Origin of the sequence: Streptomyces sp. 135, assembly GCF_020026305.1 — a bacterium.
Classification (GTDB): Bacteria; Actinomycetota; Actinomycetes; order Streptomycetales; family Streptomycetaceae; genus Streptomyces.
Genome location: NZ_CP075691.1, coordinates 1,849,858 through 1,875,795 on the forward strand (window position 1 = coordinate 1,849,858; position 25,938 = coordinate 1,875,795).

Consider the following 25,938-nt stretch of genomic DNA (forward strand, 5'->3'; position numbering starts at 1 on the left):
TCTAGTCGGCTGTGTCCTGGGGGTACTCGTACCCCAGCGCATCGGGTGCGTCCGGGTCGAACGACGGAACGCCTTCCTGGCTCTCGGCCTCGATCGCGTCCGCCTCGGGGAGGAAGGGCGCGAGCTCCGGAAGCTCGTCCAGGCCGCGCAGGCCCATCCGCTCCAGAAAGTAGTTCGTCGTCCTGTACAGGATCGCACCTGTTTCGGGTTCCGCGCCCGCCTCCTCCACCAGACCCCTCTGGAGGAGCGTGCGCATCACGCCGTCGCAGTTCACGCCGCGCACCGCGGAGACCCGCGAACGGCTGACCGGCTGGCGGTACGCGACCACCGCGAGGGTCTCCAGGGCCGCCTGGGTGAGCCGCGCCTGCTGCCCGTCGAGCACGAAGCCCTCCACGGCCGCGGCGTACTCGGGCCGGGTGTAGAACCGCCAGCCGCCCGCGACGAGCCGCAGCTCGAAGCCCCGCTTCTGCACGGTGTACTCGTCGGCCAGCTCGCGCAGCGCGTCGGCGACCGCGCGCCGCGGCCGCTGGAGAATCTTCGCCAGGTGCTCCTCGGTGGCCGGCTCGTCCACGACCATCAGGACGGCCTCCAGAGCGGGCCGCAGCTCCAGGTCCGCGACCGCGCCGGCCAGGTCCCCCGCAGGGCTCTGAGCACTCACGCCTTCTCCTCCATCGGCTCGGGGGCCCGGTCGAACTCGTCCGTCACGGCCGGCTCCTCGGCGCTGTCGCCGCCGGTCCAGCGCACCGTCAGCTCTCCCAGGGGGTCTTCCTGGTCCAGGGCGACGGCCTTCTCCCGGTAGAGCTCCAGCAGGGCCAGGAAGCGCGCGACGACGGTCAGGGTGTCCCCCGCGTCCTGGACGAGCACCTGGAAGCCGACCTCCCCCCGCTCCCGCAGCAGGGCGACGACCAGCGCCGCCTGCTCCCGCACGGACACCAGCGGGGCGTGGATGTGGTCGACGTACACCTGCGGCTTCGCGCGGGGCCGCATCGCCTTCACGGCGAGCTTGGCGAACCCCTCGGCGCCGATGCTGATGACGACTTCCGGCAACAGCTCGGCATGGTGCGGTTCGAGCCCGACCGTGCGCGGATAGCGCCGGCCCTCCTCCTCCAGCCGCCCGCTGAAGATGTCCGCGATCTGTTTGTACGCGCGGTACTGGAGCAGCCGCGCGAAGAGCAGGTCCCGCGCTTCGAGCAGCGCGAGATCGGCCTCGTCCTCGACCTCGGCGGCGGGCAGCAGCCGGGCCGCCTTCAGGTCGAGCAGCGTGGCGGCGACCACCAGGAACTCGGTCGTCTGATCGAGATCCCAGTCGGGCCCCATGGCCCGGATGTGCGCCATGAACTCATCGGTCACCTTGGACAGCGCGACCTCGGTGACGTCCATCTTGTGCTTGGCGATGAGCTGGAGCAGCAGATCGAAGGGCCCTTCGAAGTTCGCGAGCCGAACCTTGAACCGCCCGTCGCCGGGTGCGGCGGCAGGCTCCGGCTCCTTGACGGGCTCCGGCTCCGGCTCCGCGACGGGCTCCGGCTCCGGCTCCGCGACGGGCTCCGGCTCCGGCTCCGCGACAGGCTCCACCGAAGCCGCCCCCGGCCCGCGCCCCAGGGCGCGTCGGCGGGCAGGCTGCGGCGCGGGGTCGTCGTTCATGGCCATCAGGCGGGAACGCTACTCCTACCGCCCGCGCAGCCGTCGTACGAGAATGCTCGCGTCCCCCCGCGACTCCAGGTCCGCGAGGACGACCGCGACGGCCTCCCGCACGATGCGCCCGCGGTCGACCGCGAGGCCGTGCTCGCCGCGCAGCACGAGGCGCGCGTGTTCGAGGTCCATCAGCTCCTCGGCGGAGACGTACACGGTGATCTTCTCGTCGTGCCGCTCGCGGCCGCTCGGCCGCCGGTTGGCCGCCCGTGCCCGGCGCCGCGCCTGCGCGGTCGACGAGCCGCCGGACTTGCCGCCGCCCTGGGCGGCAGAACCTTCCTGCGCCGCCGCAGACGACGAACCGCGTCCCGTGCTCTTGTCCGCGTCACCGGCGCCGCGGCTGCGGGACTCGCCGGAGCCCGACTCCGCGTCGGCGGCGGCGTGTTCGGCCGCCTCACCGCCGTCGCCCTGCGTGCTGCTCTCGGCCGTGGCCGCCGTCTCGTCGCTCTCGCCCGCCGGGGCGGGCACCCTCGCCTCGCCGTTCGCCGGGCGCCGCGGGGACGACGACTGGAGAGCCGTCCCCCCGGTCGTGCGGAACAGTTCGTCGGCCCCGGGCAGACTCACTCGGCGTGACACCGGGCGAGCACCTCCCTGGCGAGCTGACGATAGGCGGCCGCGCCGACCGAGTTGGAGGCGTACGTCGTGATCGGCTCACCGGCGACCGTGGTCTCCGGGAAGCGGACCGTGCGTCCGATGACCGTGTGGTAGACGTGGTCGTCGAAGGCCTCGACCACGCGCGCGAGCACCTCACGGCTGTGCACCGTGCGGGAGTCGTACATCGTCGCGAGGATGCCGTCGAGCTCCAGGTCGGGGTTGAGCCGCTCCTGGACCTTCTCGATGGTCTCCGTCAGCAGGGCCACACCGCGCAGCGCGAAGAACTCGCATTCCAGCGGCACGATCACCTTGTGAGCCGCCGTCAGGGCGTTCACCGTGAGCAGGCCGAGCGAGGGCTGGCAGTCGATCACGATGTAGTCGTAGTCCTGCATCAGCGGCTTGAGCGCCCGCTGGAGCGTGGACTCGCGCGCGACCTCGCTCACCAACTGCACTTCGGCGGCCGACAGGTCGATGTTGCTGGGCAGCAGGTCCATGTTGGGGACCGCCGTCTTCAGGAGCACCTCGTCGGCGGACATGCCGCGCTCCATGAGGAGGTTGTAGACCGTCAGGTCCAGCTCCATCGGGTTCACCCCGAGGCCCACGGAGAGGGCGCCCTGCGGGTCGAAGTCGACGAGCAGGACCCGGCGTCCGTACTCCGCGAGGGCCGCGCCCAGGTTGATGGTCGACGTCGTCTTGCCGACGCCGCCCTTCTGGTTGCACATCGCGATGATCTTCGCCGGACCGTGGTCGGTCAGCGGACCCGGGATCGGGAAGTACGGCAGCGGGCGTCCCGTGGGGCCGATGCGCTCACGGCGCTGACGGGCGGCGTCCGGCGCGAGCGTGGCCGCGTACTCCGGATCGGGCTCGTACTCGGCGTCGGGGTCGTAGAAGTGCCCCTGGGGCAGTTCCTCGTAGTCGGCGAGGTGGGTGTGGGTGTTATCGCCACTCCGGTCGCCGGCCATGGCGTTCACGTGATGGCCATCCATGCTCTGGGGTGCTGACTGTGTCGGCTGGGGGCTCTGCCGGGCTTCGAAGGTGCGGACAGCGACGGAGCCGACAGCCTCGAGCCCGACGGGTCCTTGGTCCCGCACAGACATTCCTGGTTGACCACCCCCGGGAGCAAATGTCGACTCATTCACAAGTCGTCTTACCTCCTTGGTGACCAGGAAATTTCTCGATAGGTCAGCGTGGCACCATGCCGACGGTTGGCGACTCTATGGCGTGTCACCACTCCGCAGCAACACAATCCGCCGGACCGGCCCCGATGTGTCGGCAACGGAACACCCCGATGTCAAGGGCGCACGGCTCACCGACGGCGCGTTTCCGGGGTGGGCGAAACGGTTAAAGGGCGACGTTCAAGGCGAGTTGAGCGTGTCCACACTGATACGCATACGGCCGGACCCCTCTCAAGGTCCGGCCGTGGGCGTGAGATTGACGACTTTCGTTGACGGAAGGCACCGAAAGCGTCCGGGACCGACCGAAGTCGGTCACGTGGGTCAGCCGAGGAGCGACTCCAGCTCGACGTGGTCGAGACCGTGGGCCTCGGCGACCTCCTTGTAAACGACCTTGCCGTCATGGGTGTTGAGACCCAGGGCCAGCGCCGGGTCGCGGCGCAGGGCCTCGACCCAGCCGCGGTTCGCCAGCTCGACGATGTACGGCATCGTCGCGTTGGTCAGCGCGTAGGTGGAGGTGTTGGGCACCGCGCCGGGCATGTTGGCCACGCAGTAGAAGACCGAGTTGTGGACCGGGAAGGTCGGCTCGGCGTGCGTGGTCGGGTGCGAGTCCTCGAAGCAGCCGCCCTGGTCGATCGCGATGTCGACAAGAACACTTCCCGGCTTCATGCGGGAGACCAGCTCGTTGGTGACCAGCTTCGGGGCCTTGGCACCCGGGATGAGGACGGCACCGATGACGAGGTCGGCCTCCAGGCAGGCCTTCTCCAGCTCGAAGGCGTTGGAGACGACGGTCTGGATCTTCGTGCCGAAGATTTTGTCGGCTTCCTTGAGCTTGTTGATGTCCTTGTCGAGCAAGGTCACGTGGAAGCCCATGCCGATGGCGATCTGCGCGGCGTTCCAGCCGGAGACGCCGCCGCCGATGACGACGGCCTTGCCCGCGGCCACGCCGGGGACGCCGCCGGGCAGGACGCCGCGGCCGCCGTTGGCGGCCATCAGCTGGTAGGCGCCGACCTGCGGGGCGAGGCGGCCCGCGACCTCGGACATCGGGGCGAGCAGCGGGAGCGCGCGGTTCGCGGTCTCGACGGTCTCGTACGCGATGGCGGTGGTGCCCGACTCCAGGAGCGCGTCCGTGCACTCCTTGGACGCGGCGAGGTGCAGGTAGGTGAAGAGGGTCTGGTCCTTGCGGAGGCGGTGGTACTCCTCCGCGATGGGCTCCTTGACCTTCAGGAGCAGGTCCGCGGCGGCCCAGACCTCATCGGCGGTGTCCAGGATCCGGGCACCGGCCGAGACGTACTCGTCGTCCGTGATCGAGGAGCCGACGCCGGCGTTCCGCTCGATGACGACCTGGTGGCCGTGGCGCACCAGCTCGTGCACGCCGGCGGGGGTGATGGCCACCCGGAACTCGTTGTTCTTGACCTCGCGGGGGATGCCGACCTTCATCGTCGATCACGGTCCTTGGCTCAGGGGATTTTTCGGGCAATGCACCCCAGACCGGTGCACGCGACGGCGCAGCGGGGGGCACCACGGATGTACGCGGCGGAGCCAGTCTAATGAAGGATTTCCCGCTGTCTAGCCTTTCAAAGCTTCAATCTTCTGCGGATGCACTACGGATTTCGTAGGCGGAAGGCGCTGCTCCACCGTTTGTTTCAAGCCTCACAGCTTCCTGGTGCTCAGTTCCCAGCATGCGCTCGGCGGCACCCCTGTGCAGCCGGGCGGCCGCCGGGTCGCCGAGCCGCTCCAGGGTGTCCGCGAGGCGCAGCTGGAGCGCCGCCTGGAGGCGTACGTCCTTGGCGTGCCGTGCCCACTCGACGGCTTCCTGGCAGGTACGCAGCGATTCCTCGGGCCGGCCCGCGTACTCCTGCACGCGCGCCATCTCGCTCAACGCCCTTGCCTGGGCGGCCACATCGCCGTTCTTGCGGTGGCCGGTGACTGCCGAGCTCCAGTTGCGCAGCGCCTCTCCATAGCGGCCCGCGTAGGTGTGCACGACGCCGATGCGGCCGTACAGGCGGGCGGCGTCGGCGCGCTCACCGCGGGCGAGGCGCTGGGCCAGGGCCCGGCCGTACCAGTCGCAGGCCCGGGACCAGTCCCCGAGCTCCTGATAGGCGCCGCCTACGGATTCCATCGCGCGTCCGGTGGCGTACGGATCGGCCGCCGCCCGTCCCGCATCCAGCGCCGCCCGGTAGCGCGCCAGCGCCTCGCGGGTACGACCCGTGCGCGCGTCCAGATCGGCGAGGTTCAGCAGCGCGGCGGCCTTCTCGCGCGGCAGGTCCCGCCGCTCGGCCACGTCGAGGACCAGCCGGTGGATGCCGTAGAGCTCGGGGGCGGCGTCCTCGGGTCCGCGGTGCGCGACCAGGGCCCGGGTCAGGGCCGCCATCAGGCGCCGCGCGAGGGTGTCCAGCTCGCCGTCGGCCACCGCGAGCCGGGCGGCGGCGAGCAGCGCGGGCTGCCGGATCCGCAGCCACTGCGCGGCGTCGGCGCGGCAGGGGAAGCGGACGGCGCGCGGCAGTCCCTCGTGCTTGTCGCGGGCGGCGGCGCCGTCCGTCTCGGTGACCGCCCGGCAGGCCTGGAGCAGCCGTACCGTCCGCTCCAGCATCCGGGCCCGGGCCAGCTGGATCTCGGCCGGGCGGTCCAGGGTCTCGGTGAGGTTGCGCAGCAGCGGCACCAGGCAGCCCGGCACCTCGTACTGCGGGATCGAGGACTCCACGGGCCTGACGAGCCCGAGGGCGGCGAAGTCCCCGAGCGCGGCCTTGGCCCCGGAGACCGAGCAGCCCGCGAGCGCGGACGCGGTGTGCGGGTCGACGTGCCCGGCCGGGGCGAGGGAGAGGAGTCGCAGTATCCGCGCGGAGGGGCCCGAGAGCGTGGCGTACGCCTGCCGGAAGACACGCGCGAGCGGCGAGGTCTCCTCGGCCAGGTCGTGCACCTGCTTGGCCAGGTCGGCGACGGCGGCCTTGGGCCGCGCGGAGAGCCAGCCCCCGGCGAGCATGAGGGACGCCGGGTGCGCCTCGCACGCCTCGACCAGGGATTCCGCGGCGCGCGGGTCCACCGTGATGCGTACGGGTCCGGCGGCGCGGGCGAGCAGTTCCACCGCGGCCGCCTTGTCCAGGCCGCCGAGCGTGCACGGCCGGACGTCGGGGATGCCGGTGAGCGGGCCCCCGGAGACGGCGACGACCAGGCAGTCGGGGGTGTCCGGAAGCAGCGGGTCGACCTGCTCGGCGTCGACCGCGTCGTCGAGGAGGAGCAGGGCCCTGCGCTCCTTCAGGGCGTCCCTGAACAGTTCGGACAGGGTGTCCTCGCAGGCGCCGGGCGGTGCGGGGACGGCCAGGGCGTCGAGGAGTTCGCGGGCGGTGCGTTCCGTGGGGACCCGCGTGCCGTCGGGCTCCGTGAGGCGGGCCCGCAGCAGGCCGTCGGGGTAGTCGGCGGCGAGCTGTCGCGCGAGTTCCTCGGCGAGCGCGGTGCGGCCGGAGCCGGGGCGGCCCGCGATGAGCAGGACGCGGGCGCGGGGCGCCTTGCGGCCGGACAGGGTGTCGAGCCCCGCCCGGTCGATGTCGGCGCGCAGTTCCTTCAACTCCCGGAGCCGACCGACGAATTGGGCACCGGTCGACTCCGAATCGGCGTCGGCGTCGGCGTGCGAGGGCACCACACCACCCGCCGCCGTACCGTCCGTGTCGACCGCCTGATCCGTCACGGGTCACTCCCGTCCGCGTGCGCACGAACCCGCCGGGACTTTGGGCGGGACGCTTTCAGAGCCTAGTTCAGGCCCTGCGGCGCCCCCGGTCGCGCGACGCCCACAAGTCCCCCGATCGGATCAGCGGATCGTCATATCGGTGGGGCCGTTCGTGCGCCGCCACCCTGTTCCGTCCCGTCTTCCCGGGTGCTACGCCTCGAAGGGGCGGGCCGGCCAGGGCGCCTCGGCCGGGCGCAGCGCGTCCACGCCGTCGCCGTTCAGCGCGGCGTACAGCGAAAGCACGCCCACGACCAGGCAGTTGTTGTGCAGCTCACCGGCGAGCACCCCGCGCACCAGCTCGTCGAGCGGCACCCGGGTGACCTCCATGTCGGCCTCCTCCTCGAAGACCTCGAAGCGCTCGCCCTCGGCCTCGGCGAGATCGCGCGCGAGGAAGATCCGCACGGCTTCGTCACAACCGCCGGGGGTGGTGTAGACGTCGGTCAGGACACGCCAGTCCCCGGCCTTGACATGCGCCTCCTCATAGAGCTCGCGCTGCGCGGCGTGCAGCGGGTTCTCGCCGGGGACGTCGAGCAGGCCCGCGGGGATCTCCCAGAGCTTCTGGCGGACGGGGTGGCGGTACTGGCGGATGACCAGGACGCGGCCCTCCCCGTCGAGCGCGAGGGCGGCCACCGAGCCGGGGTGGACCTGGTAGTCGCGGTGGACGACGGACCCGTCGGGCATGACCACGTCGTCGGTGCGCACCGAGGTCTTGTTCCCGACGAAGGGGGTCTGGGTGGCTGTGACCTGCCACTCCTCGGCGGTGTCCTTGATGGTCATGTCGCGCTGTCCTCCCACACGTGCAAACGAAAACCGGGGCACGCGCCCCGAAGGGCGCGCACCCCGGCAACCGTAACTCGACCGGTGCTACTTGCCCGGCTCGGCGCCCGCCGTGCGCGCGCTCTCCTGCCGCTCGACGGCCGCCTTCACCAGGCCCGCGAAGAGCGGGTGCGGGCGGGTCGGGCGGGAGCGCAGCTCCGGGTGCGCCTGGGTGGCGACCAGGTAGGGGTGCACCTCGCGCGGGTACTCGACGTACTCGACGAGCTTGCCGTCCGGGGAGGTGCCCGAGAACAGGATCCCGGCCTTCTTCTCCAGGTCGGCGCGGTAGGAGTTGTTCACCTCGTAGCGGTGGCGGTGACGCTCCTCGACGTACTCCTTGCCGTCGTAGACCTCACGCGCGATGGAGCCCTCGGCCAGCTTGGCCGGGTACATGCCGAGGCGCATCGTGCCGCCCATGTCGCCCTCGCCCGCGACGATGTCGAGCTGCTCGGCCATGGTGGAGATCACCGGGTGGGCGGTGGCCGCGTCGAACTCGGTGGAGTTGGCGTCCGGGATGTCCGCGAGGTTGCGGGCCGCCTCGATGACGATGCACTGGAGGCCCAGGCAGATGCCGAGCAGCGGCACCTTGTTCTCGCGGGCGTACTGGATGGCGCTGACCTTGCCGTCGACGCCGCGCTCGCCGAAGCCGCCGGGGATCAGGATCGCGTCGACGTCGCCGAGCTGCTTCTTGGCGCCCGCCGGGGTCTTGCAGTCGTCGGAGGTGACCCACTTGACCTTGACGCGGGCGCGGTTGGCGAAGCCGCCGGCGCGCATGGCCTCGGTCACCGAGAGGTAAGCGTCGGGCAGGTCGATGTACTTGCCGACCAGGGCGACGGTGACCTCGTGCTTCGGGTTGTGCACGCGGTCAAGCAGATCGTCCCACTGGGTCCAGTCGACGTCACGGAAGGGCAGGTCGAGCTTGCGTACGACGTAGGCGTCGAGGCCCTCGGTGTGCAGCACCTTCGGGATGTCGTAGATCGACTTGGCGTCGATGGCGGCGACCACGGCGGCCTCGTCGACGTCGCACATCAGCGAGATCTTGCGCTTGATGGCGGTCGGGACCTCGCGGTCGGCGCGCAGCACGATCGCGTCGGGCTGGATGCCGATGTTGCGCAGGGCGGCGACCGAGTGCTGGGTCGGCTTGGTCTTCAGCTCGCCCGAGGGGCCGATGTAGGGCAGCAGCGAGATGTGCACCACGAAGACGTTGTCGCGGCCGACCTCGTGGCGGACCTGGCGGACGGTCTCCAGGAAGGGCAGCGACTCGATGTCGCCGACCGTGCCGCCCACCTCGGTGATGACGACGTCGACGTCGTCGGTGGCCATGCGGCGGATGCGGTGCTTGATCTCGTTGGTGATGTGCGGGATGACCTGGACGGTGTCGCCGAGGTACTCGCCGCGCCGCTCCTTGGCGATCACCTGGGAGTAGACCTGGCCGGTGGTCACGTTGGCCGAGCCGTCGAGGTCGACGTCGAGGAAGCGCTCGTAGTGGCCGATGTCCAGGTCGGTCTCGGCGCCGTCGTTGGTGACGAACACCTCACCGTGCTGGAAGGGGTTCATCGTGCCCGGGTCGACGTTCAGGTACGGGTCGAGCTTCTGCATGGTGACGCGCAGACCCCTGGCCTTGAGCAGCGCGCCAAGGCTGGAGGCGGTCAGCCCCTTGCCGAGGGAGGAGGCGACACCCCCGGTGACGAAGATGTGCTTGGTCGTCGTGGCTGTGCTGTTTCGAGAAGCAGCGGTCTGCATGGCCAAGAGGGGGCTCCCGTGGTCGCGGTCTGGAGGTGCGTACCGGCGGCCTCACCAGGGATTCGGGGGAGGTGCCGTCGCTGCGGTTCGGGGGTTCTATGACCACCGGCTCACGGGCTACCAGGGTATCAGCGACGGGAGGAGCCTGCCTCCGGCCACGCTCCGCCATCGGGCGCACACGGTGCCGTCACAGGACCCACACGCCCGCGAACCGCACGGACACCGCCTCTCACCTGCCGCTCACCCGTTCGGCCGCAGCTCGTTGCCAGGAGGGGCGCGCAGATCACCAACGTGCGTCGTATCCTGCTCGGACACTCGCTGCCGAGCCCCATCCGGCACACGGCACCACCCCGCCTTGCACCCGGAACAAGCGCTGGCAACGATCACTTGACCGCTGACAGTAAGTAAGCGCCCCGCGGGGCGAACGTGGCCGTTCGACTGGAGATGCACGTGGCCGGGCGCATCGAGGACTACGCACTCATCGGAGACATGCAGACCGCAGCCCTGGTCTGCCGGGACGGCACAGTCGACTGGCTGTGCCTTCCCCGCTTCGACTCCCACGCCGTTTTCGCCGGCCTGTTGGGCACCGAGGAGCACGGCTTCTGGCGCCTCGGGCCCGCGTACGCACCGGATGAGGAGCCGCCCACGGCGGCTCGCCGCACCTATCGTGGCGACTCCCTGGTGCTGGAATCGGAGTGGGACACCCAGCGCGGCACCGTCCGCGTGATCGATTTCATGCCACCGCGCGACACGGACGCACCCCAGCTGATCCGTATCGTGGAGGGCGTCAGCGGCCGGGTGCCGATGCGCTCGGCGCTGCGGATGCGTTTCAGTTACGGGCGTGTGGTGCCCTGGGTGCACAAGGTCGACCACCGGACGGTGGCCGTGGCGGGCCCCGACTCCGTGTGGCTGGACGCCGAGGCCGAGACCTACGGCAAGGACCTGACGACGTACTCGGACTTCACGGTCGCGCCGGGTGAGCGGATCGCGTTCACCATCTCGTGGCAGCCCTCGCACAAGAGCCAGCCCGCCCTGCCGGAGCCCGAGGCGGCGCTCACCGCCACGGAGGACTTCTGGCGGGACTGGGTCGAGCACTGCACGTACCACGGCCCCTACCGCGAGGCCGTGATCCGTTCGCTGATCACCCTGAAGGCGCTCACCTACGCGCCGACCGGCGGGATCGTCGCGGCGCCCACCACCTCGCTGCCCGAGGACATCGGGGGCTCGCGGAACTGGGACTACCGCTTCACCTGGCTGCGGGACGCCGCGATCACCCTGTCGTCGCTGCTGCGCACCGGCTACCGCGAGGAGGCCCGCGCGTGGCGCGAGTGGCTGCTGCGCGCGGTGGCGGGCGACCCGGAGAACCTCCAGATCATGTACGGCATCGCCGGCGAGCGCGAGCTGGGCGAGACGGAGCTGGACTGGCTGCCGGGCTACGAGGGCTCCCAGCCGGTCCGGGCGGGCAACGGCGCCGCCCACCAACTCCAGCTGGACGTGTACGGCGAGGTCACCGAGGCGCTGCACCTGGCGCACATGACGGGCCTGGCCCGCAACGACTACGCCTCGCTGCTCCAGCTCAAGCTGATCCGCTACCTGGAGGACCACTGGGACGAGCCGGACGAGGGCATCTGGGAGGTGCGCGGGCCGCGCCGCCACTTCGTGCACTCCAAGGTGATGGCCTGGGTCGCCGTCGACCGGACCATCAAGCTCCTGGAGTCCGGGGACGCGGACGGCCCGCTGGAGAAGTGGCGCGAGCTGCGCGACGACATCCACCGGGACGTGTGTGAGAAGGGTTACGACCCGGAGCGCAACACCTTCACGCAGTCCTACGGCTCCAAGGAGCTGGACGCCTCGCTGCTGCTGATCCCGCAGATGGGCTTCCTGCCGCCCGACGACAAGCGCGTGATCGGCACCATCGAGGCCATCCAGCGGGAGCTGTCCACCCCGGACGGGTTCATCCTGCGCTACCCCACCTCCGGCGACGAGGAGAACCTGGACGGCCTGGAGGGTGACGAGGGCGCGTTCCTCGCCTGCTCGTTCTGGATGGCCGACGACCTCGCGATGATCGGCCGGGTCGACGAGGCCCGCAAGCTCTTCGAGAAGCTGCTCGCGCTCCGCAACGACCTGGGGCTGCTCGCCGAGGAGTGGGACTCCGCGGCCCAGCGCCAGGTGGGCAACTTCCCGCAGGCCTTCAGCCACGTGCCGCTGATCGACACGGCACTGCGGCTGACGGCTTCGGGGGCGTACGGGGGCTAGCGGACCGCTTGGCTCGGGACGGCGACGGGATCCCCGTCGCCGTCCGTGCGTTCGGCCGCGTCCTCCAGGACGACGCGGCCGATGATCTCGTAGCGCCCCGGGTGCCTGGCCCGCAGGTACAGGCCGAGGCCCAGGCCGCCGAGGAAGACGAGGCCGACGATCCAGGGAATGGCCTCGAACAGCAGCGAGTCGGCGGCCGAACCCGCCGCCGTGTCCATGTTGATCACCAGCAGGACGACGACGGCGATCATGCCGATGCCGCCGAGCAGCGGCGCGAGCAGGGTCTTGAACCAGTGCCGGTCCTCGGGGTGGTTGCGCCGGAAGTAGCCGATCACGGCGAACGAGCACAGCGTCTGCACGATGAGGATCGCCATCGTGCCGAGGATCGCGAGCAGCGTGTACAGGTGGATGTACGGGTCCTGCCCGGTCAGCCAGAAGGCGCCCACCAGGGCGACGGCGATGACGGACTGGACGTACGAGGCGATGTACGGGGAGCCGTGCGCGGGGTGGGTGCGGCCGAGGGCGGGGTGCAGGAACCCCTCGCGCCCGATCGCGTACAGGTAGCGCGCCGCGCACTGGCGGAAGGCCATCCCGCAGGCGAAGGAGCCGGTGATCAGCAGCCACTGGAAGGTGTCGACCGCCCAGGCGCCGATGAAGCTGTGCGCCGGGTCGAAGAACAGGTCCAGAGGACTGGTCGACTGGGAGACCTTCACCGAGCCGCTCAGGCCGTTTCCGGCGATCGTCATCCAGGAGACGTAGATGTAGAAGAGGCCGACGCCGACGACCGAGACGAGGGTCGCCCGCGGGATGACGCGCTTGGGATCGCGCGACTCCTCGCCGTACATCGCGGTCGACTCGAAGCCGACCCACGACCAGAAGGCGAAGAACAGGCCGAGCCCGGCGGAGGTGCCGGTGAAGGCGTTCTTGGGGTTGATGGGCTCCACGGGTATGCCGTCGGGGCCGCCGCCGTGGAGCAGCACTGCCGTGGCGACCGCGAAGAGGACGGCGATCTCCGCGACGAGCATCACACCGAGGGCCTTCGCCGTGAGGTTGATGTCGAAGTACGCGAGGACGGCCGTGCCCGCGAGCATCGCCGCCGCGTAAACGATCCACGGCAGGTCGACGCCGAGCTGGTCCTCGACGGTGGTCTGCGCGAAGTACGAGAAGACGCCGACGATCGACGCCTCGAAGACGATGTACGCGAGGACGGCGAGCATCCCCGAGGCCATGCCCGCGATGCGGCCGAGGCCGTGCGAGATGTAGCCGTAGAACGCGCCGGCGGCGGTGATCCGCTTGGCCATGGCGACGTACCCGATGGAGAAGACCGTCAGGACGAGCGTCGCGAAGAGGTAGCCGGCGGGGGCGCCGGTGCCGTTGCCCGCGCCGACGGCGATCGGGAGGTTGCCGGTCATGGCGGTGATGGGCGCGGCGGTGGCGACCGCCATGAAGACGACGCCGACGACACCGACGGAGTTCGCCTTCAGGCGGTGGACCTCGGGTGTGCTCTGTTGCTCTGGCATGGCGGGCACCCTGCCGTGGCGTGACGTACGCCACAAGCGACAGGGGGTCGCGCAATCCCCGCACGGAAGCGACGAGTTGTCGCCCTGCGGGGGCCCGTCGGCCGCCGCTGTGACCGGTCGGAGATGTTCCGGTGACGTGCGCCCCGGTAGCGTCCGCGCCATGGACAGTCAGGGCACTCAGGGCGGCATCACCGTGCAGCGCGCGCTGGAACTTCCCGGTCTGCGCGGCGGGCTCCCCGAGGTCGTCGCGGGGGCGGACCGGTTGCAGCGGACCGTGCGGTGGGTGCATGCGGGCGAGGTGCCGAACATCGCCTCGCTGCTCAAGGGCGGCGAGCTGCTGCTCACCACGGGGCTCGGGCTCGGGGCGCGCCCGGCCGAGCAGCGGGCCTTCGTGCGCAAGCTCGCCGAGCGGGGCATCGCGGCGCTGGTCGTGGAGCTGGGGCCGCGCTTCGCACGGCTGCCGGCGGCGATCGTGGAGACGGCGCGGGCGGCCGGTCTGCCGCTGGTGCAGCTGCACCGCGAGGTGCCGTTCGTGACGGTCACCGAAGAGGTGCACACGGAGATCGTCAACGGCCATTACGCGCTGCTCCAGCAGGCCGAGGAGGTGCACGGGCGGTGCACTCAGGCGCTGCTCGGCGGGGGCGGCGTACCGCAGGTCCTCGCCGTCCTCGCGGAGTTCAGCGGCAACCCGGTGTTCCTGGAGACGGCGGACGGGCAGCTCCTGTACGCCGCCGGGGCGGGCACGGAGTGCGCGGATCCGCTTCAGGTGTGGGAAGGACTCCGGGGCCGTCCCGCCGACCGGGAGGGTCCGCCGACGAGCGCCGTCATCGTCGACGTGCCGGGCGGCGGGCCGGGCCCCGGCTCGGTGCGGGCACGGCTCGTGCTGCTCGCCGTGGAGTCGGCGCCACTGCCGGTGCACCGCATCGCGGCGGAGCGGGCGGCGAGCAGCCTCGCGGTGGTGCTGATGCAGGCCCGCCAGGAGGAGGAGCTCGCGGCGCGCGGCCGGGGCGACTTCCTGACCGATCTCGCGGAGGGGCGGATCGCGGCCGACGACGCCCCGGCGCAGGCCCGCGTCCTCGGCTTCAAGCCGGGCCCGGCCGGGAGCCCGCTGCTTCCGGTGGTGATGCGGCTCGCGGACGGGCTGCCGACCGGGGGCGGCTGGGCGGTGCTGGCGCGGGCGGTCGCGGAGGAGCTGGCGTCGGTGGGCGTGCCGGTGCTGCTCGGCGTACGTCCCGTCGAGGGCCGCGTGCCTTTGCTGCTCGGCCTGCGGTCGGAGTCTGAGCGTACGGCGGTGGCCGACCGGGTCGCCGCCGCGTTGCGGGCCGGTGTCGAGCGGGCCGGGATGCAGCGGCCGGGGGCGCAGCCGCCGGTCGTCGTGGTCGGCGTCGCGGGCGGCTGGGCGGCGGCGTCGGCGGGCCACGCGGCGGAGACGGCGACGGCCGCGCAGGGCCTGACCGACCGGCCCTGGTACGACGCGCGGCGCCTGGACATCGACCTGCTGCTGTGGCGGCTGCACCGCCATGACGAGGACGGGGTCCTCGCGGCGTTCGTGGACCGTGCGATCGGCCCGGTGCGCGCCCACGACCAGCGCTCCAAGCCGCCGCTGCTGCCCACCCTCCAGACGTACCTGGCGCACGCGGGCCGCAAGGCGGAGACGGCGCGCGAGCTGCACCTGAACCGGCAGACGCTGTACAACCGCCTCGCCCGGATCAGCGAGCTGCTCGGCACGGACCTCGACGACCCGCAGACGGTCCTCGCGCTGAGCCTGGCGCTGCGGGCGCGCAGGCATGTGACGTAGGGGCCCGTACCGGGCTCAGCTGTACGGCACCGGTTGGGTCAACTCGTCGTACACGCTGAGGACTTGGGTGACCGTGTCGTCCTCGGAGGGCCATGTGGCGGCCTGGGCCGTGCCCCTGTCCCTGAGCTCCGCCCTGCGCGCCGGGTCGGCGAGCAGGCGTACGACAGCGGTGGCGAGGGCCTGGGCGTCCGCGTGCGGGACGAGTTCGGCGGCGTCGCCGACCAGGTCGGGCACGCCGCCCACCGCGGCGGCGACGAGCGGCACGCGCGCGTGCAGGGCCTCCTGGACGAGGACCGGGCGGGGCTCGGCGCTGCTGGGCAGCACCGCGAGGTCGGCGGCGGCGAGGAGTTCGGGGACGTCGTCGCGCCGTCCGACGAGGCGGACCGGGAGCTGCTCGGTGTCGATGCGGTGCTGGAGGGCGGCCCGCTCCGGGCCCTCCCCCGCGACGACCAGGAGGGGCAGTGGGTCCAGGTGCCGCCACGCGCGCGTGGCGTCCAGGAGCACGTCGTAGCCACGGCCCTGTTGCAGTGCGCCGACGGCGAGGACCAGCGGGCGGTCCACGGCGCCCAGTTCGGCGCGGGCCTTGTGGAGGAGCCGGTCCGGTTCCTCGTCGACGGCTTCCGGGAGGCCTGCGCGGTGGGGTGCCGGCAGCGCCACCGCCGCGAGGCGGGCGTCCCTGGCGCCTCTGCGGCGGGCCCGGTCGACGAGGTCGGACGAGGCGCCGAGGACCACGGAGGCGGCCTTGGCGACGCGCCGCTCCAGCAGCCGCAGCACGCGGGCGCGGGCCCCTGCCGCGTGCGCGTGGTGGTGCCAGGTGACGACGAGCGGCGTGGGGCGGCCGGTCAGCGCGAGGACGGCGCGGACGGCGGCGTGCAGCCCGTGCGCGTGCACCAGGTCGGCGTCGGCACAGGCCACGCGGAGTGCGGCGACGGAGACGGGGTCGCCGCTGCGGGGCACGTGGACGTGGCGGGCGCCCGCGCCGGTGAAGTCGTAGACGCGGGCGGCCTCCTCGGGGGCGCACACGGTGACCCGCACGCCCCGGGCGGCGAGGCCCGCGGCCAGCGATCTGACATGCGCGCTGCTGCCCGCGCTGCCGCCGCCGAGGACTTGGACGGTGTGCAGCGGCGCCTGTCCGTGCGGCGAGTGGCTGCTCACGTGGCTCACGTGGCCGGGACTCCTGGGTCTGCGTCGGGCGGTGCTCGGGCGGGTTCGGGCAGGTGCTGCGCCAAGAATGCCAGCCCGTACGGCTGTTCCGGCACAGCTGAAAGGTCACTTCCGCTTCTGGCGGGGCAACTCCGTGGGCGGTATCACCCACACGGGTGAGGTCGTGGGGTGGTGGCGTGGTGGTGGCGTGGTGGCGCGTTACGGAGATTGTGGCGGCCCGCGCCGCCCCGCGCAGGCACTTCGACGCGCTGGTGTCCGGGGGGGCGCATGTTCCCGTTACGCCCCCGCGACCACCGCACGGGAGTACGGCCGCCGCCGCGCCCATGGAGGAGGCGCCGACGACCGCGCCGGGCCCCTCGCGCGGCAGCCCCGGCGCGCCCGGCGCGAAGCACGGCCGTGGCGGCTCTGCCCGGCCGCCGAGATCCCGAACAGCAGCGCGGCGACCCCGGCTGCGGCGCCGACGGCGGCAGCGGGCCCCGCGTACAGGTCGACGCGCCGCCCGGCGTAGTGGGTCCGCTCCCCCACCTCGCAGGTCCACTTACCAGGCGGCCGTGGAAGCGACCTTCAGGGGCGCGGGGAACTGCGCGCTCACCCCCCACGACCCGCGGACGCGTCTGCACGGCCACTCATCAGACGCGTCCGCGTCATATCGACGGCCGCTCGCGCAGTTCCCCGCGCCCCTGGCGGGGCGGCTACATGTCCGCCCTGGCCGTCGCCAGCAGTTCCTCCGCGTGCGCGCGGGCCGTCTCCGAGTCCTCCTGGCCCGCCAGCATCCGCGACAACTCCCGCACGCGGTCCTCGCCCTCCAGGACCTGGACCCCGGAGCGGGTCACCATGCCGTCGTGCGTCTTCTCGACCAGCAGCTGCCGGTCGGCGAACGCCGCGACCTGCGGAAGGTGCGTGACGACCACGACCTGTGCCGACTTGGCCAGCCGCGCGAGGCGCCGGCCGATCTCGACCGCCGCCTTGCCGCCGACACCCGCGTCGACCTCGTCGAAGAGGTACGTCGGGACCGGGTCCGTGCCCGCGAAGACCACCTCGACGGCGAGCATCACGCGCGACAGCTCACCGCCGGACGCGCCCTTGGCGATGGGCCGAGGCGGTGCGCCCGGGTGCGGGGCGAGGAGGAGTTCCACCTCGTCGACGCCCGCGGGGCCGTACGCGACCGTGCGGCCACCGATCATGACGCCGTCGGCCCCCTCGGGAACCTCCGTGCTGCTGATGGCGATCGACACGCGCGCGTGGGGCATCGCCAGTGAGGCGAGCTCTTCGGTGACGGCCGCCGCGAACCGCGAGGCGGCCTCCTGCCGCGCTTCGGTCAACGCCTGGGCGAGCCCCGCCAGTTCGGCCCGCAGTGCGTCCCGCTCGGCGACCAGTTCGTCGAGCCGGTCGTCGTCGCCCTCCAGCTCGGTCAGGCGCGCGGCGCCCTCCTCGGCCCAGGCCAGCACGGCGTCGATGTCCGCGCCGTACTTCCGGGTGAGCTGGGTCAGCGCGGCCCGCCGCTCCTCGACCGCGGCGAGCCGCAGCGGATCGGCGTCCAGGTCGTCGGCGTACCCGGCGAGTTCCTGGGCCACGTCGGCCAGCAGGATCCCGATCTCACCGAGGCGCTCCGCGAGGGCGGACAGGGCGGAGTCGTGGGAACGTACCGCCTCAAGGGCCCGGGAAGCGCCCGCCACGAGCGTCGAGGCGTCGATGCCTTCGGGGTCCTCGGGGTTGCCCGCGAGGGCGGCGTGCGCGGACGTGGCGGCGGAGGCGAGGGCCTCCGCGTGGCCGAGCCGCTCCGCCTCGGAGGCGAGTTCGATGTCCTCGCCCGCGCGCGGTTCGACACCGCCGATCTCTTCGAGGCCGAAGCGCAGCAGATCCGCCTCCTGGGCGCGCTCCCGCGCGCGCGTGGTGATCTCCTCGACCTCGGCGGTGACGGCCCGCAGCCTGCGGTACGCGGCCGTGTACTTGGCGAGCGGCACGGCCACCGCGTCGCCCGCGTACCGGTCGAGGGCGCCGCGCTGCCTGGCGGGCTTCAGCAGGCCCTGCTGGTCGGTCTGGCCGTGCACGGCGACCAGGTCGTCGGCGAGTTCGGCAAGCAGACCCACCGGCACCGAGCGCCCGCCGAGATGCGCCCGGGAGCGCCCTTCCGCCGAGACGGTACGGCTGATCAGCAGCGCCCCGTCGTCCAGTTCGGCCCCGGCCTCCTCCGCGCGCACGGCCGCCGAGGAGTCGGCGGGCACAGCGAGCCGGCCCTCCACCACCGCCGACTTAGCGCCGATCCGCACCAGGGCGGGATCCGCGCGCCCGCCGAGCAGCAGGCCAAGGCTCGTGACCACCATCGTCTTGCCCGCGCCGGTCTCACCCGTCACGGCGGTGAACCCTGGTGACAGCTCGACGACCGCGTCGTCGATGACTCCGAGCGACCGTATCCGCATCTCCTCCAACACGGACACGACCTTACGAGGTCACGGGCCCGGTGTGCGACGGGCCCTGCGCTCCTTTGGTGAAGGCCCAGGTGGTGGCGGCGCGTCCGGGCCCGCTGTCACTCGCGGGAGTGGGCCTCACGAAGGCGCGCCGCACCCCGGGTGGGGCTACCCCCAGCAAGATCCACCGGCCCGCCGCATGGTGCCCGCCCTGCCCCACCGCGACCATGATCCACATGACGACAGGACTGGCACAGGCGGCGCTGCGCGCGCACCGCCCGGCATTCGTGGGCACGGCGGTGGCCGCGCTCTTCGCGGCGACCGTGGTGAGCGCGTCGACGATGATGCTCACCACGACAAGCACCGGCGGCACTACCGGGCTCTCCGCCTCGACGCGTCGGCAGATCGCGGAGAACGGCGTCGGCGACATGGCGGTCGTCTTGTTGATCGGCTCCATCTACATGTCGATATTCGTGGTGATCTCGACCATGGGCACCGCCGTCGCGCAGCAGCACCGTGAGCTGGCCCTGGTCCGTTCCATCGGTGCCAAGCCCCGCCAGGTCCGCCGCGCGGTGGCCGCGCAGGCCCTCGCCGCGTCCGTCCCCGCCTCCCTCGCCGGCTTCGTGCTCGGCGGCTTCGGCGCCCGCTGGTGGCACGCGGGCATGGTCTCCCACGGGCTGCTGCCCGCCGAGGCCGACTTCCGCTTCAGCTGGCTCGCGCTGCCGGTGTGCGTCGGCGTGGCCGTGGTGACGACGACGCTCGCGGCCCTGCTCTCGGCGCTGCGCTTCTCCCTGCTGCGCCCGGCCCGCGCGCTCTCGGAGGCGTCGACAGGGCGGCGCGGTCTCGGCATGCTGCGGGCGCCGCTCGGGGTGATCGCGGTCGCGGGGGCCTGCGCCGTCTCGGTGCTCCTGTCGAAGCAGCCCGCGGCCGAGGCGAGCGAGGGCGCGTTCCTCGTGCTCATCCTCTTCTGCGCCGGTGCCGGTCTGCTCGGTCCGCGCATCGTCGGCCCGGCGGCCTGGCTGGTCTCGGCGCTGGTCGGCCGGTTCGGCCCGAGCGCCCGGCTCGCGATGCTCGACGTCCGCTCGCAGCCCCGCCGCTTCTCCGCCGCGGTCGTGCCCCTCGTCCTCGTCGTGGGCTTCGGCCTCACCAAGATCGGCATGCACACGACGGCCCAGCACCACACCGGCTCGGCCGGCAGCCCCGGCGAGGTCTGGCTCGACTACGTGGGCACGGGGCTCTACGCGGGCTTCGCCGCCATCGCCGCGGCGAACACCCTCGCCATGATCTCCTTCGAGCGCCGCCGTGACGTGGCGCTGCTGCGGGTGGTGGGCGGTCAGCGCGCCCAGGTGCGGGCCATGGCGGCCTGGGAGGCCGTGGTCGTCGCCGGAACCGCGCTGCTGCTCGGCGGCGCGATCGCGCTGGGCACGCTGGCGCCGATCCTCAGCACGGCGTTCGGCGCGGCCCTGCCGTACCTGCCGTGGCCGGTGCCCGCCGGGGTCGCGACGGGCACGCTGCTGCTGACCCAGCTGGCCACCGGGCTCCCGGTGCGCGCCGTCATGCGCGAGCGGGCGATCTCGGTGGTCGCAGGAACGTGACGCCCTCACCCGCCCGACCCGTACGACGGGTAACGCCCTCGCCCGTACGACTAGTGGGGCGCCCCCCGCCAACCGGCCACCGGCAGCGCGAACTTGGCGACGAGCCGGTCGGTGAACGACGCGTGGTGCAGCCGCGCGAGCCGTACCGGCACCGCGCCCCTGCGCACCTCCACCCGCGCCCCGGCGGGCAGTTCGACGGTCCGCCGCCCGTCGCACCACAGCACCCCGTGCGGGGTGTGCGGCTGGACCTCGACGGCGAGCACAGAGTCGGGCGAGGTCACCAGCGGCTTGGCGAACAGGGCGTGCGCGCTGATCGGCACCATGAGCAGCGCCTCCACCTCCGGCCACACCACGGGCCCGCCCGCCGAGAACGCGTACGCCGTCGAACCGGTCGGTGTCGCGCAGACGATGCCGTCGCAGCCGAAGCCGGTGACCGGCCGCCCGTCGATCTCCAGGACGACTTCGAGCATCCGCTCGGGCGACACCTTCTGGACGGCGGCCTCGTTCAGCGCCCAGTCGCGGTGCACGATGTCGCCGTTGCGGTGCACGATGACGTCGATCGTCATGCGCTCCTCGACCTCGTACGTCTTGGTGACCACACGGTCGACGACCCGGTCGAGGTCGTCCCGCTCGGCCTCCGCGAGGAAGCCCACGCGCCCGAGGTTGACGCCGAGCATCGGCACTCCGGAGGCCCGCGCGAAGTCGGCGCCGCGCAGCAGCGTCCCGTCGCCGCCGAGCACGACGATCAGCTCGCAGTCGTCGATGCAGTCGGCCGTGGCCTCCTGCACCGACTCGACCTCGGAGGGCAGCGGCAGGTCCGCCGCCTCCGCCTTGAGGACCCGTACGCCGATGCCATGGCGCAGCAGCCCCTGGACGACCAGCTCGGCGCTGCGGATGGCCGCGGGCCGTCCGGTGTGCGCGAGCAGGAAAACGGTACGCGCTCTGGTCTGGGTCACTCGGCTCTCGGTCAACGGGGCCCCTCCGCCACGGCACGGTCAACGTCCGCCGGGTCCAGCTCGTCGGCCCCGGCGCGCAGCCACAGAAAGTACTCGACGTTCCCGGAGGGCCCGGGCAGCGGGCTGGCGGTCACCCCGCGTACCCCGAGGCCGAGCCCCCACGCCTGCCGCGCGACGCCGCGCACGGCATCGGCCCGCAGCTCTGCGCTGCGCACCACGCCGCCGCTGCCGAGCCGTTCCTTGCCGACCTCGAACTGCGGCTTGACCATGAGCACCAGGTCCGCGTCGGGGGCCGCGCACCGCACGAGGGCGGGCAGCACCAGGCCGAGCGGGATGAAGGAGAGGTCGCCGACGACGATGTCGACGGGCACGCCGTCGATCGCCTCGGGCGTCAGCTCGCGTACGTTCGTCCGGTCCTTCACGGTGACCCGGTCGTCGCTCTGCAGCGACCAGGCGAGCTGGCCGTACCCGACGTCGACGGCGACGACGTGCGCGGCACCGGCCCGCAGCAGCACGTCCGTGAAGCCGCCGGTGGAGGCGCCCGCGTCCAGGGCGCGCCGCCCCTCGACGACCAGCCCCCGCGGCATGAACGCGGCGAGGGCGCCCGCGAGTTTGTGCCCGCCGCGCGAGACGTAGTCGGGGTCGCTGTCGTCCTGCGAGACCACGATCGCGGCGGCCGTCTCCACCTGCGTCGCGGCCTTGGTCGCGACGGTCTTGCCGACCGAGACGCGGCCGGCGGCGATCAGCTGGCTCGCGTGCTCGCGCGAGCGCGCGAGCTTCCGGCGGACGAGCTCGGCGTCGAGGCGGCGTCGTGCCACTCCTGCCACGTTCGGTTCAGCTCCTGTTGTCAGATGATGCGGGCGCTGTTGCGGGCGCCGGTGGACCGGGGCGCTGGTCGAGCGCGGTCAGCGCGTCGCGCAGGCCCCGGTGTACATCCTCGTACACCTCGATGTGGCCGTCCGTGGCGAGGTGGTCGGCGTCGCCGAGCCGGGCGAGGCCGGCGTCCACCTCTGCGTTACCGGTGGGCGTGCGCTCGACACCGAGGGGCGCGGGCGCGGCCGGGTCGTACGACGGTTCGTCCGGAACCAGAGGCTCCGGCTCCGCCGCCTCTCCCTCTTCGGGGCCCGCGTGAGAGTCGCTCATGGCACGACGCTACCCCGAAGCGCTGCGGTACCGTCGATCACGATGGCGACCATGGCGGAGTGCCGTACGGCACTCGACAGACTCTCGGACACCCTCGCGTCCGCCGACGGCGACGTGCGCGGTGCCGCCGCCCTGAACCGCTCGCTGAGCTGCCGTCTGACCGACCTCGACGTGACCTTCACCGGCCGGCTCGAGAACGGCCGGATCACGGTGCTCGGCACCCACCCGGGGCCGCCCCGCGAGAAGGCCGAGATCCGCCTGGCGATGACCGGCGACGACCTGGTCGCGATGGTGGACGGCGAGCTCGGCTTCGCGAAGGCCTGGGCCTCGGGCCGGGTCAAGCTGGAGGCGGGCTTCCGGGACCTGCTGAAGCTCAGGTCGCTGCTCTAGCCGCTCGGGTCGGAGTGCTGCGCCCCGCCCGGGCCACGGGGATCACCAGCGGCGTCCCGCTCTCCGGATCGTCGATGATCCGGCACTGGATGCCGAAGGTCTGCTCCACCAGCTCCGCCGTGACGATGTCGGCGGGCGCGCCCTCGGCGATCACCGCGCCGTCGCGCAGGGCGATGAGGTGGGTGGCGTAGCGGGCGGCGTGGTTCAGGTCGTGCAGGACGGCGACGAGGGTGCGGCCCTGCTTCTCGTGGAGCTCGGCGCACAGGTCAAGGACGTCGAGCTGGTGCTGGATGTCGAGGAACGTCGTCGGCTCGTCGAGCAGCAGCAGCGGCGTCTGCTGGGCGAGCGCCATGGCGATCCACACGCGCTGGCGCTGGCCGCCGGAGAGTTCGTCGACATAGCGATCGGCGAGTTCGCGTACGCCCGTCGCGTCCATCGACTCGTCGACGATCCGCTCGTCCTCCTTCGACCACTGCCGCAGAAGCCCCTGGTGGGGGTAGCGGCCGCGCGCGACCAGGTCGCCGACCGTGATGCCGTCGGGCGCGATGGACGACTGCGGCAGCAGCCCGAGCGTCTTGGCGACCTTCTTCGCGGGCATCGACTGGATGACGCTCCCGTCGAGCAGCACCCGCCCGGCGGCGGGCTTGAGCATCCGGGACAGGGCGCGCAGCAGCGTGGACTTGCCGCAGGCGTTGGGCCCCACGATCACGGTGAAGGAGTTGTCGGGGATCTCGACGGACAGCTTCTCCGCGATGACGCGCTGGTCGTAGCCGAGGGTGACGTCGTCGGCGATGAGCCGGTTCACAGCAGCACGCTCCTGGTCGGGGGGTGGTACGAGTTCATGTTCGTGGCGGGACTTCCCGGCCCGGCGGGCACCCGCGGCCTCATATCCGCCCCGCCTTGCGCTGCGTGACGAGCAGCCACAGCAGATAGCCGCCGCCGAGTACGCCGGTGACCACGCCGACGGGCAACTGGTCGGCGCCGAAGGCCCGCTGCGAGGCGAAGTCCGCGACGATCAGCAGAGCGGCGCCCATGAACATGGCAGGCATGAGGTTCGGGCCGGGCGAGCGCGTGAGGCGCCGGGCCAGCTGCGGCGCGGTGAGCGCCACGAAGCTGACGGGACCTGCGGCGGCGGTGGCGGCCGCGGTGAGCAGCACGGAGGCGGTGAGCAGGACGAGGCGGGTGCGCTCCACGCGTACGCCGAGCGCGTTCGCGACGTCGTCGCCCATCTCCAGCATCCGCAGCGGACGCCCGTACACGAGGACGAGCGGCACGAGGACGGCGCAGAGCACGAGCAGCGGCCAGACCTGGTCCCAGTCGCGGCCGTCGAGGGAGCCGGTCATCCAGACGACGGCGCGGGCGGCGTCGACGAAGTCCGCCTTGGTGAGCAGATAGCCGTTGACGGCCGTGATGAAGGCGGAGACGCCGATGCCGACCAGGACGAGCCGGTAGCCGTGCACCCCGCGCTTCCAGGCCAGCAGATAGATGGCGAGGCCGGTGACGAGACCGCCGACGAGCGCGCCGCCCGCGACCGCGACCGCGCTGCCCTGAAACAGGACGATCATGGTGAGCGCGCCGGCGGTCGCCCCCTGCCCGAGGCCGAGTACGTCGGGACTGCCCAGCGGGTTGCGGGCGATGGACTGGAAGAGCGCGCCGCCGAGTCCGAGGGCCGCGCCCACCAGGAGCCCGACGAGGACCCGTGGCAGCCGCAGTTCGTTGACGATGAACTCCTGCCCGGCGTTGCCGTCGCCGAGCAGGGTGCGCACGACATCGGCGGCCGGGATCTCGAAGTCGCCGGTGCCGATCAGGACGACGCTCGCGGCGAGCGCGGCGACGACCAGCAGGGCGACGACCACGGCCGTGCGGACATCGAGCCGGACGGAGTAGCCGCCCCGGGTGCGTATCGCCTTCACAGCTGGGCCAACTTCCGCCGTCGTACGAGAAGGATGAAGACGGGTGCGCCGATGACGGCGGTCACGATCCCCACCTGGAGTTCCGAGGGCCGCGCCACGATCCGCCCGACGACGTCCGCGCCGAGCAGCAGGACCGGCGACAGGACGGCCGCGTACGGCAGGATCCAGCGCATGTCGGGCCCGGTGAAGGAGCGCACGATGTGCGGCACCATCAGGCCGACGAACACGATCGGCCCGCAGGCGGCGGTCGCGGCCCCGCACAGCAGCGTCGCCGCCGCCATCGACAGCGCGCGCGTACGCGTGAGGTGGGCGCCGAGCGCGCGTGCGGTGTCGTCGCCCATGGCCATGGCGTTCAGCGGCCGGGCGAGGCCGAGCGCGAGCACGGTGCCGACCGCGAGGAAGGGCAGGACCTGCCGGATGGTCTCCATGTTGGCGGAGGCCAGCGAACCGACCGTCCAGAACCGCATCTTGTTGAGCGCGGCACCGTCCATGATCATGACGGCCTGGAGGTAGCCGTAGAGCGCGGCGCTGATCGCGGTACCGGCGAGCGCGAGCCGCACCGGCGTCGCGCCGCGCGCACCGCCCAGGAGATAGAGCAGGACACCGACGAGCGACGCCCCGAGGAAGGCGAACCACACATAGCCGCTCAGCGAGGTGACGCCGAAGAAGCTGATGGCGGTGACGACCGCCGATGACGCGCCCAGGTTGATGCCGAGGAGCCCGGGGTCGGCCAGCGGATTGCGGGTGAGCGCCTGGAGGACGGCGCCGGACAGGCCGAGGGCGGCACCGGCGAGCAGCCCGAGCAGGCTGCGCGCGAGCCGCTCCCCCACGACCACGTCGCCGTACGTCCCCGAGTCGTGGAACAGCCCGTGCCACACCTGGTCCAGGGGCATCGACTTGGCGCCGACCGCGATGCTCGCGAGGAAGACGAGCAGGAGGAGGGCCGCCGAGACGAGCAGCCCGACCGTGCGTATCGCAAGGCGTTTCGGGGGCGCGGGAGCGGTCTGCGCGCGAGGTTCTGGGGGACTGTCGACCAACACCGGGTTAGGTTAGCCTA

At 72.4% G+C, this 25,938-nt stretch carries 21 protein-coding genes; 4 read left to right on the forward strand and 17 right to left on the reverse strand.

Annotation, left to right across the window (positions count from 1 at the left end):
• Position 1 precedes the first annotated feature (1 nt).
• From scpB to KKZ08_RS08335, 8 genes are all read right to left on the reverse strand, one after another.
• The gene (scpB, locus tag KKZ08_RS08300; RefSeq protein WP_223773831.1) at positions 2-658 is read right to left on the reverse strand and encodes an SMC-Scp complex subunit ScpB; all 657 of its coding nucleotides are present in this window, start codon (positions 656-658) and stop codon (positions 2-4) included.
• Positions 655-1,647, reverse strand: coding sequence for a segregation/condensation protein A (locus tag KKZ08_RS08305; protein WP_223773832.1), 993 nt, complete (start codon positions 1,645-1,647; stop codon positions 655-657). The genes scpB and KKZ08_RS08305 overlap by 4 nt, the downstream gene beginning before the upstream one ends.
• A gap of 18 nt (positions 1,648-1,665) precedes the next feature.
• Positions 1,666-2,265 (reverse strand): hypothetical protein, encoded by a 600-nt coding sequence (locus KKZ08_RS08310; protein WP_223773833.1) that lies wholly within the window; start codon positions 2,263-2,265, stop codon positions 1,666-1,668.
• Positions 2,250-3,380, reverse strand: coding sequence for a ParA family protein (locus KKZ08_RS08315; RefSeq protein WP_205039437.1), 1,131 nt, complete (start codon positions 3,378-3,380; stop codon positions 2,250-2,252). The genes KKZ08_RS08310 and KKZ08_RS08315 overlap by 16 nt, the downstream gene beginning before the upstream one ends.
• 399 nt (positions 3,381-3,779) lie before the next feature.
• Positions 3,780-4,895: an alanine dehydrogenase gene (ald, locus tag KKZ08_RS08320; RefSeq protein ID WP_223773834.1), complete on the reverse strand. Its 1,116-nt coding sequence runs from the start codon at positions 4,893-4,895 to the stop codon at positions 3,780-3,782.
• A gap of 145 nt (positions 4,896-5,040) precedes the next feature.
• Positions 5,041-7,020, reverse strand: coding sequence for a tetratricopeptide repeat protein (locus KKZ08_RS08325; protein WP_223778957.1), 1,980 nt, complete (start codon positions 7,018-7,020; stop codon positions 5,041-5,043).
• Between the two features lie 309 nt (positions 7,021-7,329).
• Entirely contained in the window at positions 7,330-7,956 is a 627-nt protein-coding gene (locus KKZ08_RS08330; RefSeq protein ID WP_223773835.1) for an NUDIX hydrolase, read from the reverse strand.
• 87 nt (positions 7,957-8,043) lie between these two features.
• Positions 8,044-9,738: a CTP synthase gene (locus KKZ08_RS08335; RefSeq protein ID WP_223778958.1), complete on the reverse strand. Its 1,695-nt coding sequence runs from the start codon at positions 9,736-9,738 to the stop codon at positions 8,044-8,046.
• A gap of 426 nt (positions 9,739-10,164) precedes the next feature.
• Here KKZ08_RS08335 and KKZ08_RS08340 point away from each other — a divergent pair, with 426 nt between their 5' ends.
• The gene (locus KKZ08_RS08340; RefSeq protein ID WP_223773836.1) at positions 10,165-11,994 is read left to right on the forward strand and encodes a glycoside hydrolase family 15 protein; all 1,830 of its coding nucleotides are present in this window, start codon (positions 10,165-10,167) and stop codon (positions 11,992-11,994) included.
• Here the strand turns inward: KKZ08_RS08340 and KKZ08_RS08345 are convergent.
• On the reverse strand, positions 11,991-13,514 hold the full coding sequence (locus KKZ08_RS08345; RefSeq protein WP_223773837.1) for an APC family permease: 1,524 nt from the start codon (positions 13,512-13,514) through the stop codon (positions 11,991-11,993). The two genes, KKZ08_RS08340 and KKZ08_RS08345, sit on opposite strands and share 4 nt — an antisense overlap.
• Before the next feature lie 160 nt (positions 13,515-13,674).
• Between KKZ08_RS08345 and KKZ08_RS08350 the strand changes: the two genes are divergently transcribed.
• Positions 13,675-15,312 (forward strand): PucR family transcriptional regulator, encoded by a 1,638-nt coding sequence (locus KKZ08_RS08350; RefSeq protein WP_223773838.1) that lies wholly within the window; start codon positions 13,675-13,677, stop codon positions 15,310-15,312.
• Positions 15,313-15,327: 15 nt separating this feature from the next.
• Here KKZ08_RS08350 and KKZ08_RS08355 read toward each other — a convergent pair whose 3' ends face one another.
• Together KKZ08_RS08355 and recN are read right to left on the reverse strand one after the other, a co-directional pair.
• Positions 15,328-16,476 (reverse strand): glycosyltransferase family 4 protein, encoded by a 1,149-nt coding sequence (locus KKZ08_RS08355; RefSeq protein WP_223773839.1) that lies wholly within the window; start codon positions 16,474-16,476, stop codon positions 15,328-15,330.
• 692 nt (positions 16,477-17,168) lie between these two features.
• On the reverse strand, positions 17,169-18,896 hold the full coding sequence (gene recN, locus KKZ08_RS08360; protein WP_223778959.1) for a DNA repair protein RecN: 1,728 nt from the start codon (positions 18,894-18,896) through the stop codon (positions 17,169-17,171).
• A 224-nt stretch (positions 18,897-19,120) separates the two neighbouring features.
• On the opposite strand from recN, the gene KKZ08_RS08365 reads away from it, so the two are divergent.
• The gene (locus KKZ08_RS08365) at positions 19,121-20,479 is read left to right on the forward strand and encodes an FtsX-like permease family protein (RefSeq protein ID WP_223773840.1); all 1,359 of its coding nucleotides are present in this window, start codon (positions 19,121-19,123) and stop codon (positions 20,477-20,479) included.
• Between the two features lie 50 nt (positions 20,480-20,529).
• Here KKZ08_RS08365 and KKZ08_RS08370 read toward each other — a convergent pair whose 3' ends face one another.
• Genes KKZ08_RS08370 through KKZ08_RS08380 form a run of 3 tightly spaced genes read right to left on the reverse strand, consistent with a single transcriptional unit; the run spans position 20,530 to position 22,578 of the window.
• On the reverse strand, positions 20,530-21,435 hold the full coding sequence (locus KKZ08_RS08370; protein WP_223773841.1) for an NAD kinase: 906 nt from the start codon (positions 21,433-21,435) through the stop codon (positions 20,530-20,532).
• 11 nt (positions 21,436-21,446) lie between these two features.
• On the reverse strand, positions 21,447-22,262 hold the full coding sequence (locus tag KKZ08_RS08375) for a TlyA family RNA methyltransferase (protein ID WP_223773842.1): 816 nt from the start codon (positions 22,260-22,262) through the stop codon (positions 21,447-21,449).
• A 7-nt stretch (positions 22,263-22,269) separates the two neighbouring features.
• Positions 22,270-22,578: a hypothetical protein gene (locus tag KKZ08_RS08380; RefSeq protein WP_223773843.1), complete on the reverse strand. Its 309-nt coding sequence runs from the start codon at positions 22,576-22,578 to the stop codon at positions 22,270-22,272.
• Positions 22,579-22,620: 42 nt separating this feature from the next.
• Between KKZ08_RS08380 and KKZ08_RS08385 the strand changes: the two genes are divergently transcribed.
• Positions 22,621-22,968 (forward strand): alkyl sulfatase C-terminal domain-containing protein, encoded by a 348-nt coding sequence (locus KKZ08_RS08385; protein ID WP_223773844.1) that lies wholly within the window; start codon positions 22,621-22,623, stop codon positions 22,966-22,968.
• Here the strand turns inward: KKZ08_RS08385 and KKZ08_RS08390 are convergent.
• The 3 genes from KKZ08_RS08390 to KKZ08_RS08400 all read right to left on the reverse strand — a co-directional run bounded on the left by KKZ08_RS08390 (position 22,952) and on the right by KKZ08_RS08400 (position 25,921).
• Positions 22,952-23,773: an ABC transporter ATP-binding protein gene (locus KKZ08_RS08390; protein WP_223773845.1), complete on the reverse strand. Its 822-nt coding sequence runs from the start codon at positions 23,771-23,773 to the stop codon at positions 22,952-22,954. The two genes, KKZ08_RS08385 and KKZ08_RS08390, sit on opposite strands and share 17 nt — an antisense overlap.
• 79 nt (positions 23,774-23,852) lie before the next feature.
• A complete protein-coding gene (locus KKZ08_RS08395) occupies positions 23,853-24,881 on the reverse strand; it encodes an iron chelate uptake ABC transporter family permease subunit (protein ID WP_223773846.1) in 1,029 nt (342 codons plus the stop codon).
• Positions 24,878-25,921: an iron chelate uptake ABC transporter family permease subunit gene (locus KKZ08_RS08400; RefSeq protein WP_223773847.1), complete on the reverse strand. Its 1,044-nt coding sequence runs from the start codon at positions 25,919-25,921 to the stop codon at positions 24,878-24,880. Before KKZ08_RS08400 ends, KKZ08_RS08395 begins: the two co-directional genes overlap by 4 nt.
• Positions 25,922-25,938 lie beyond the last annotated feature (17 nt).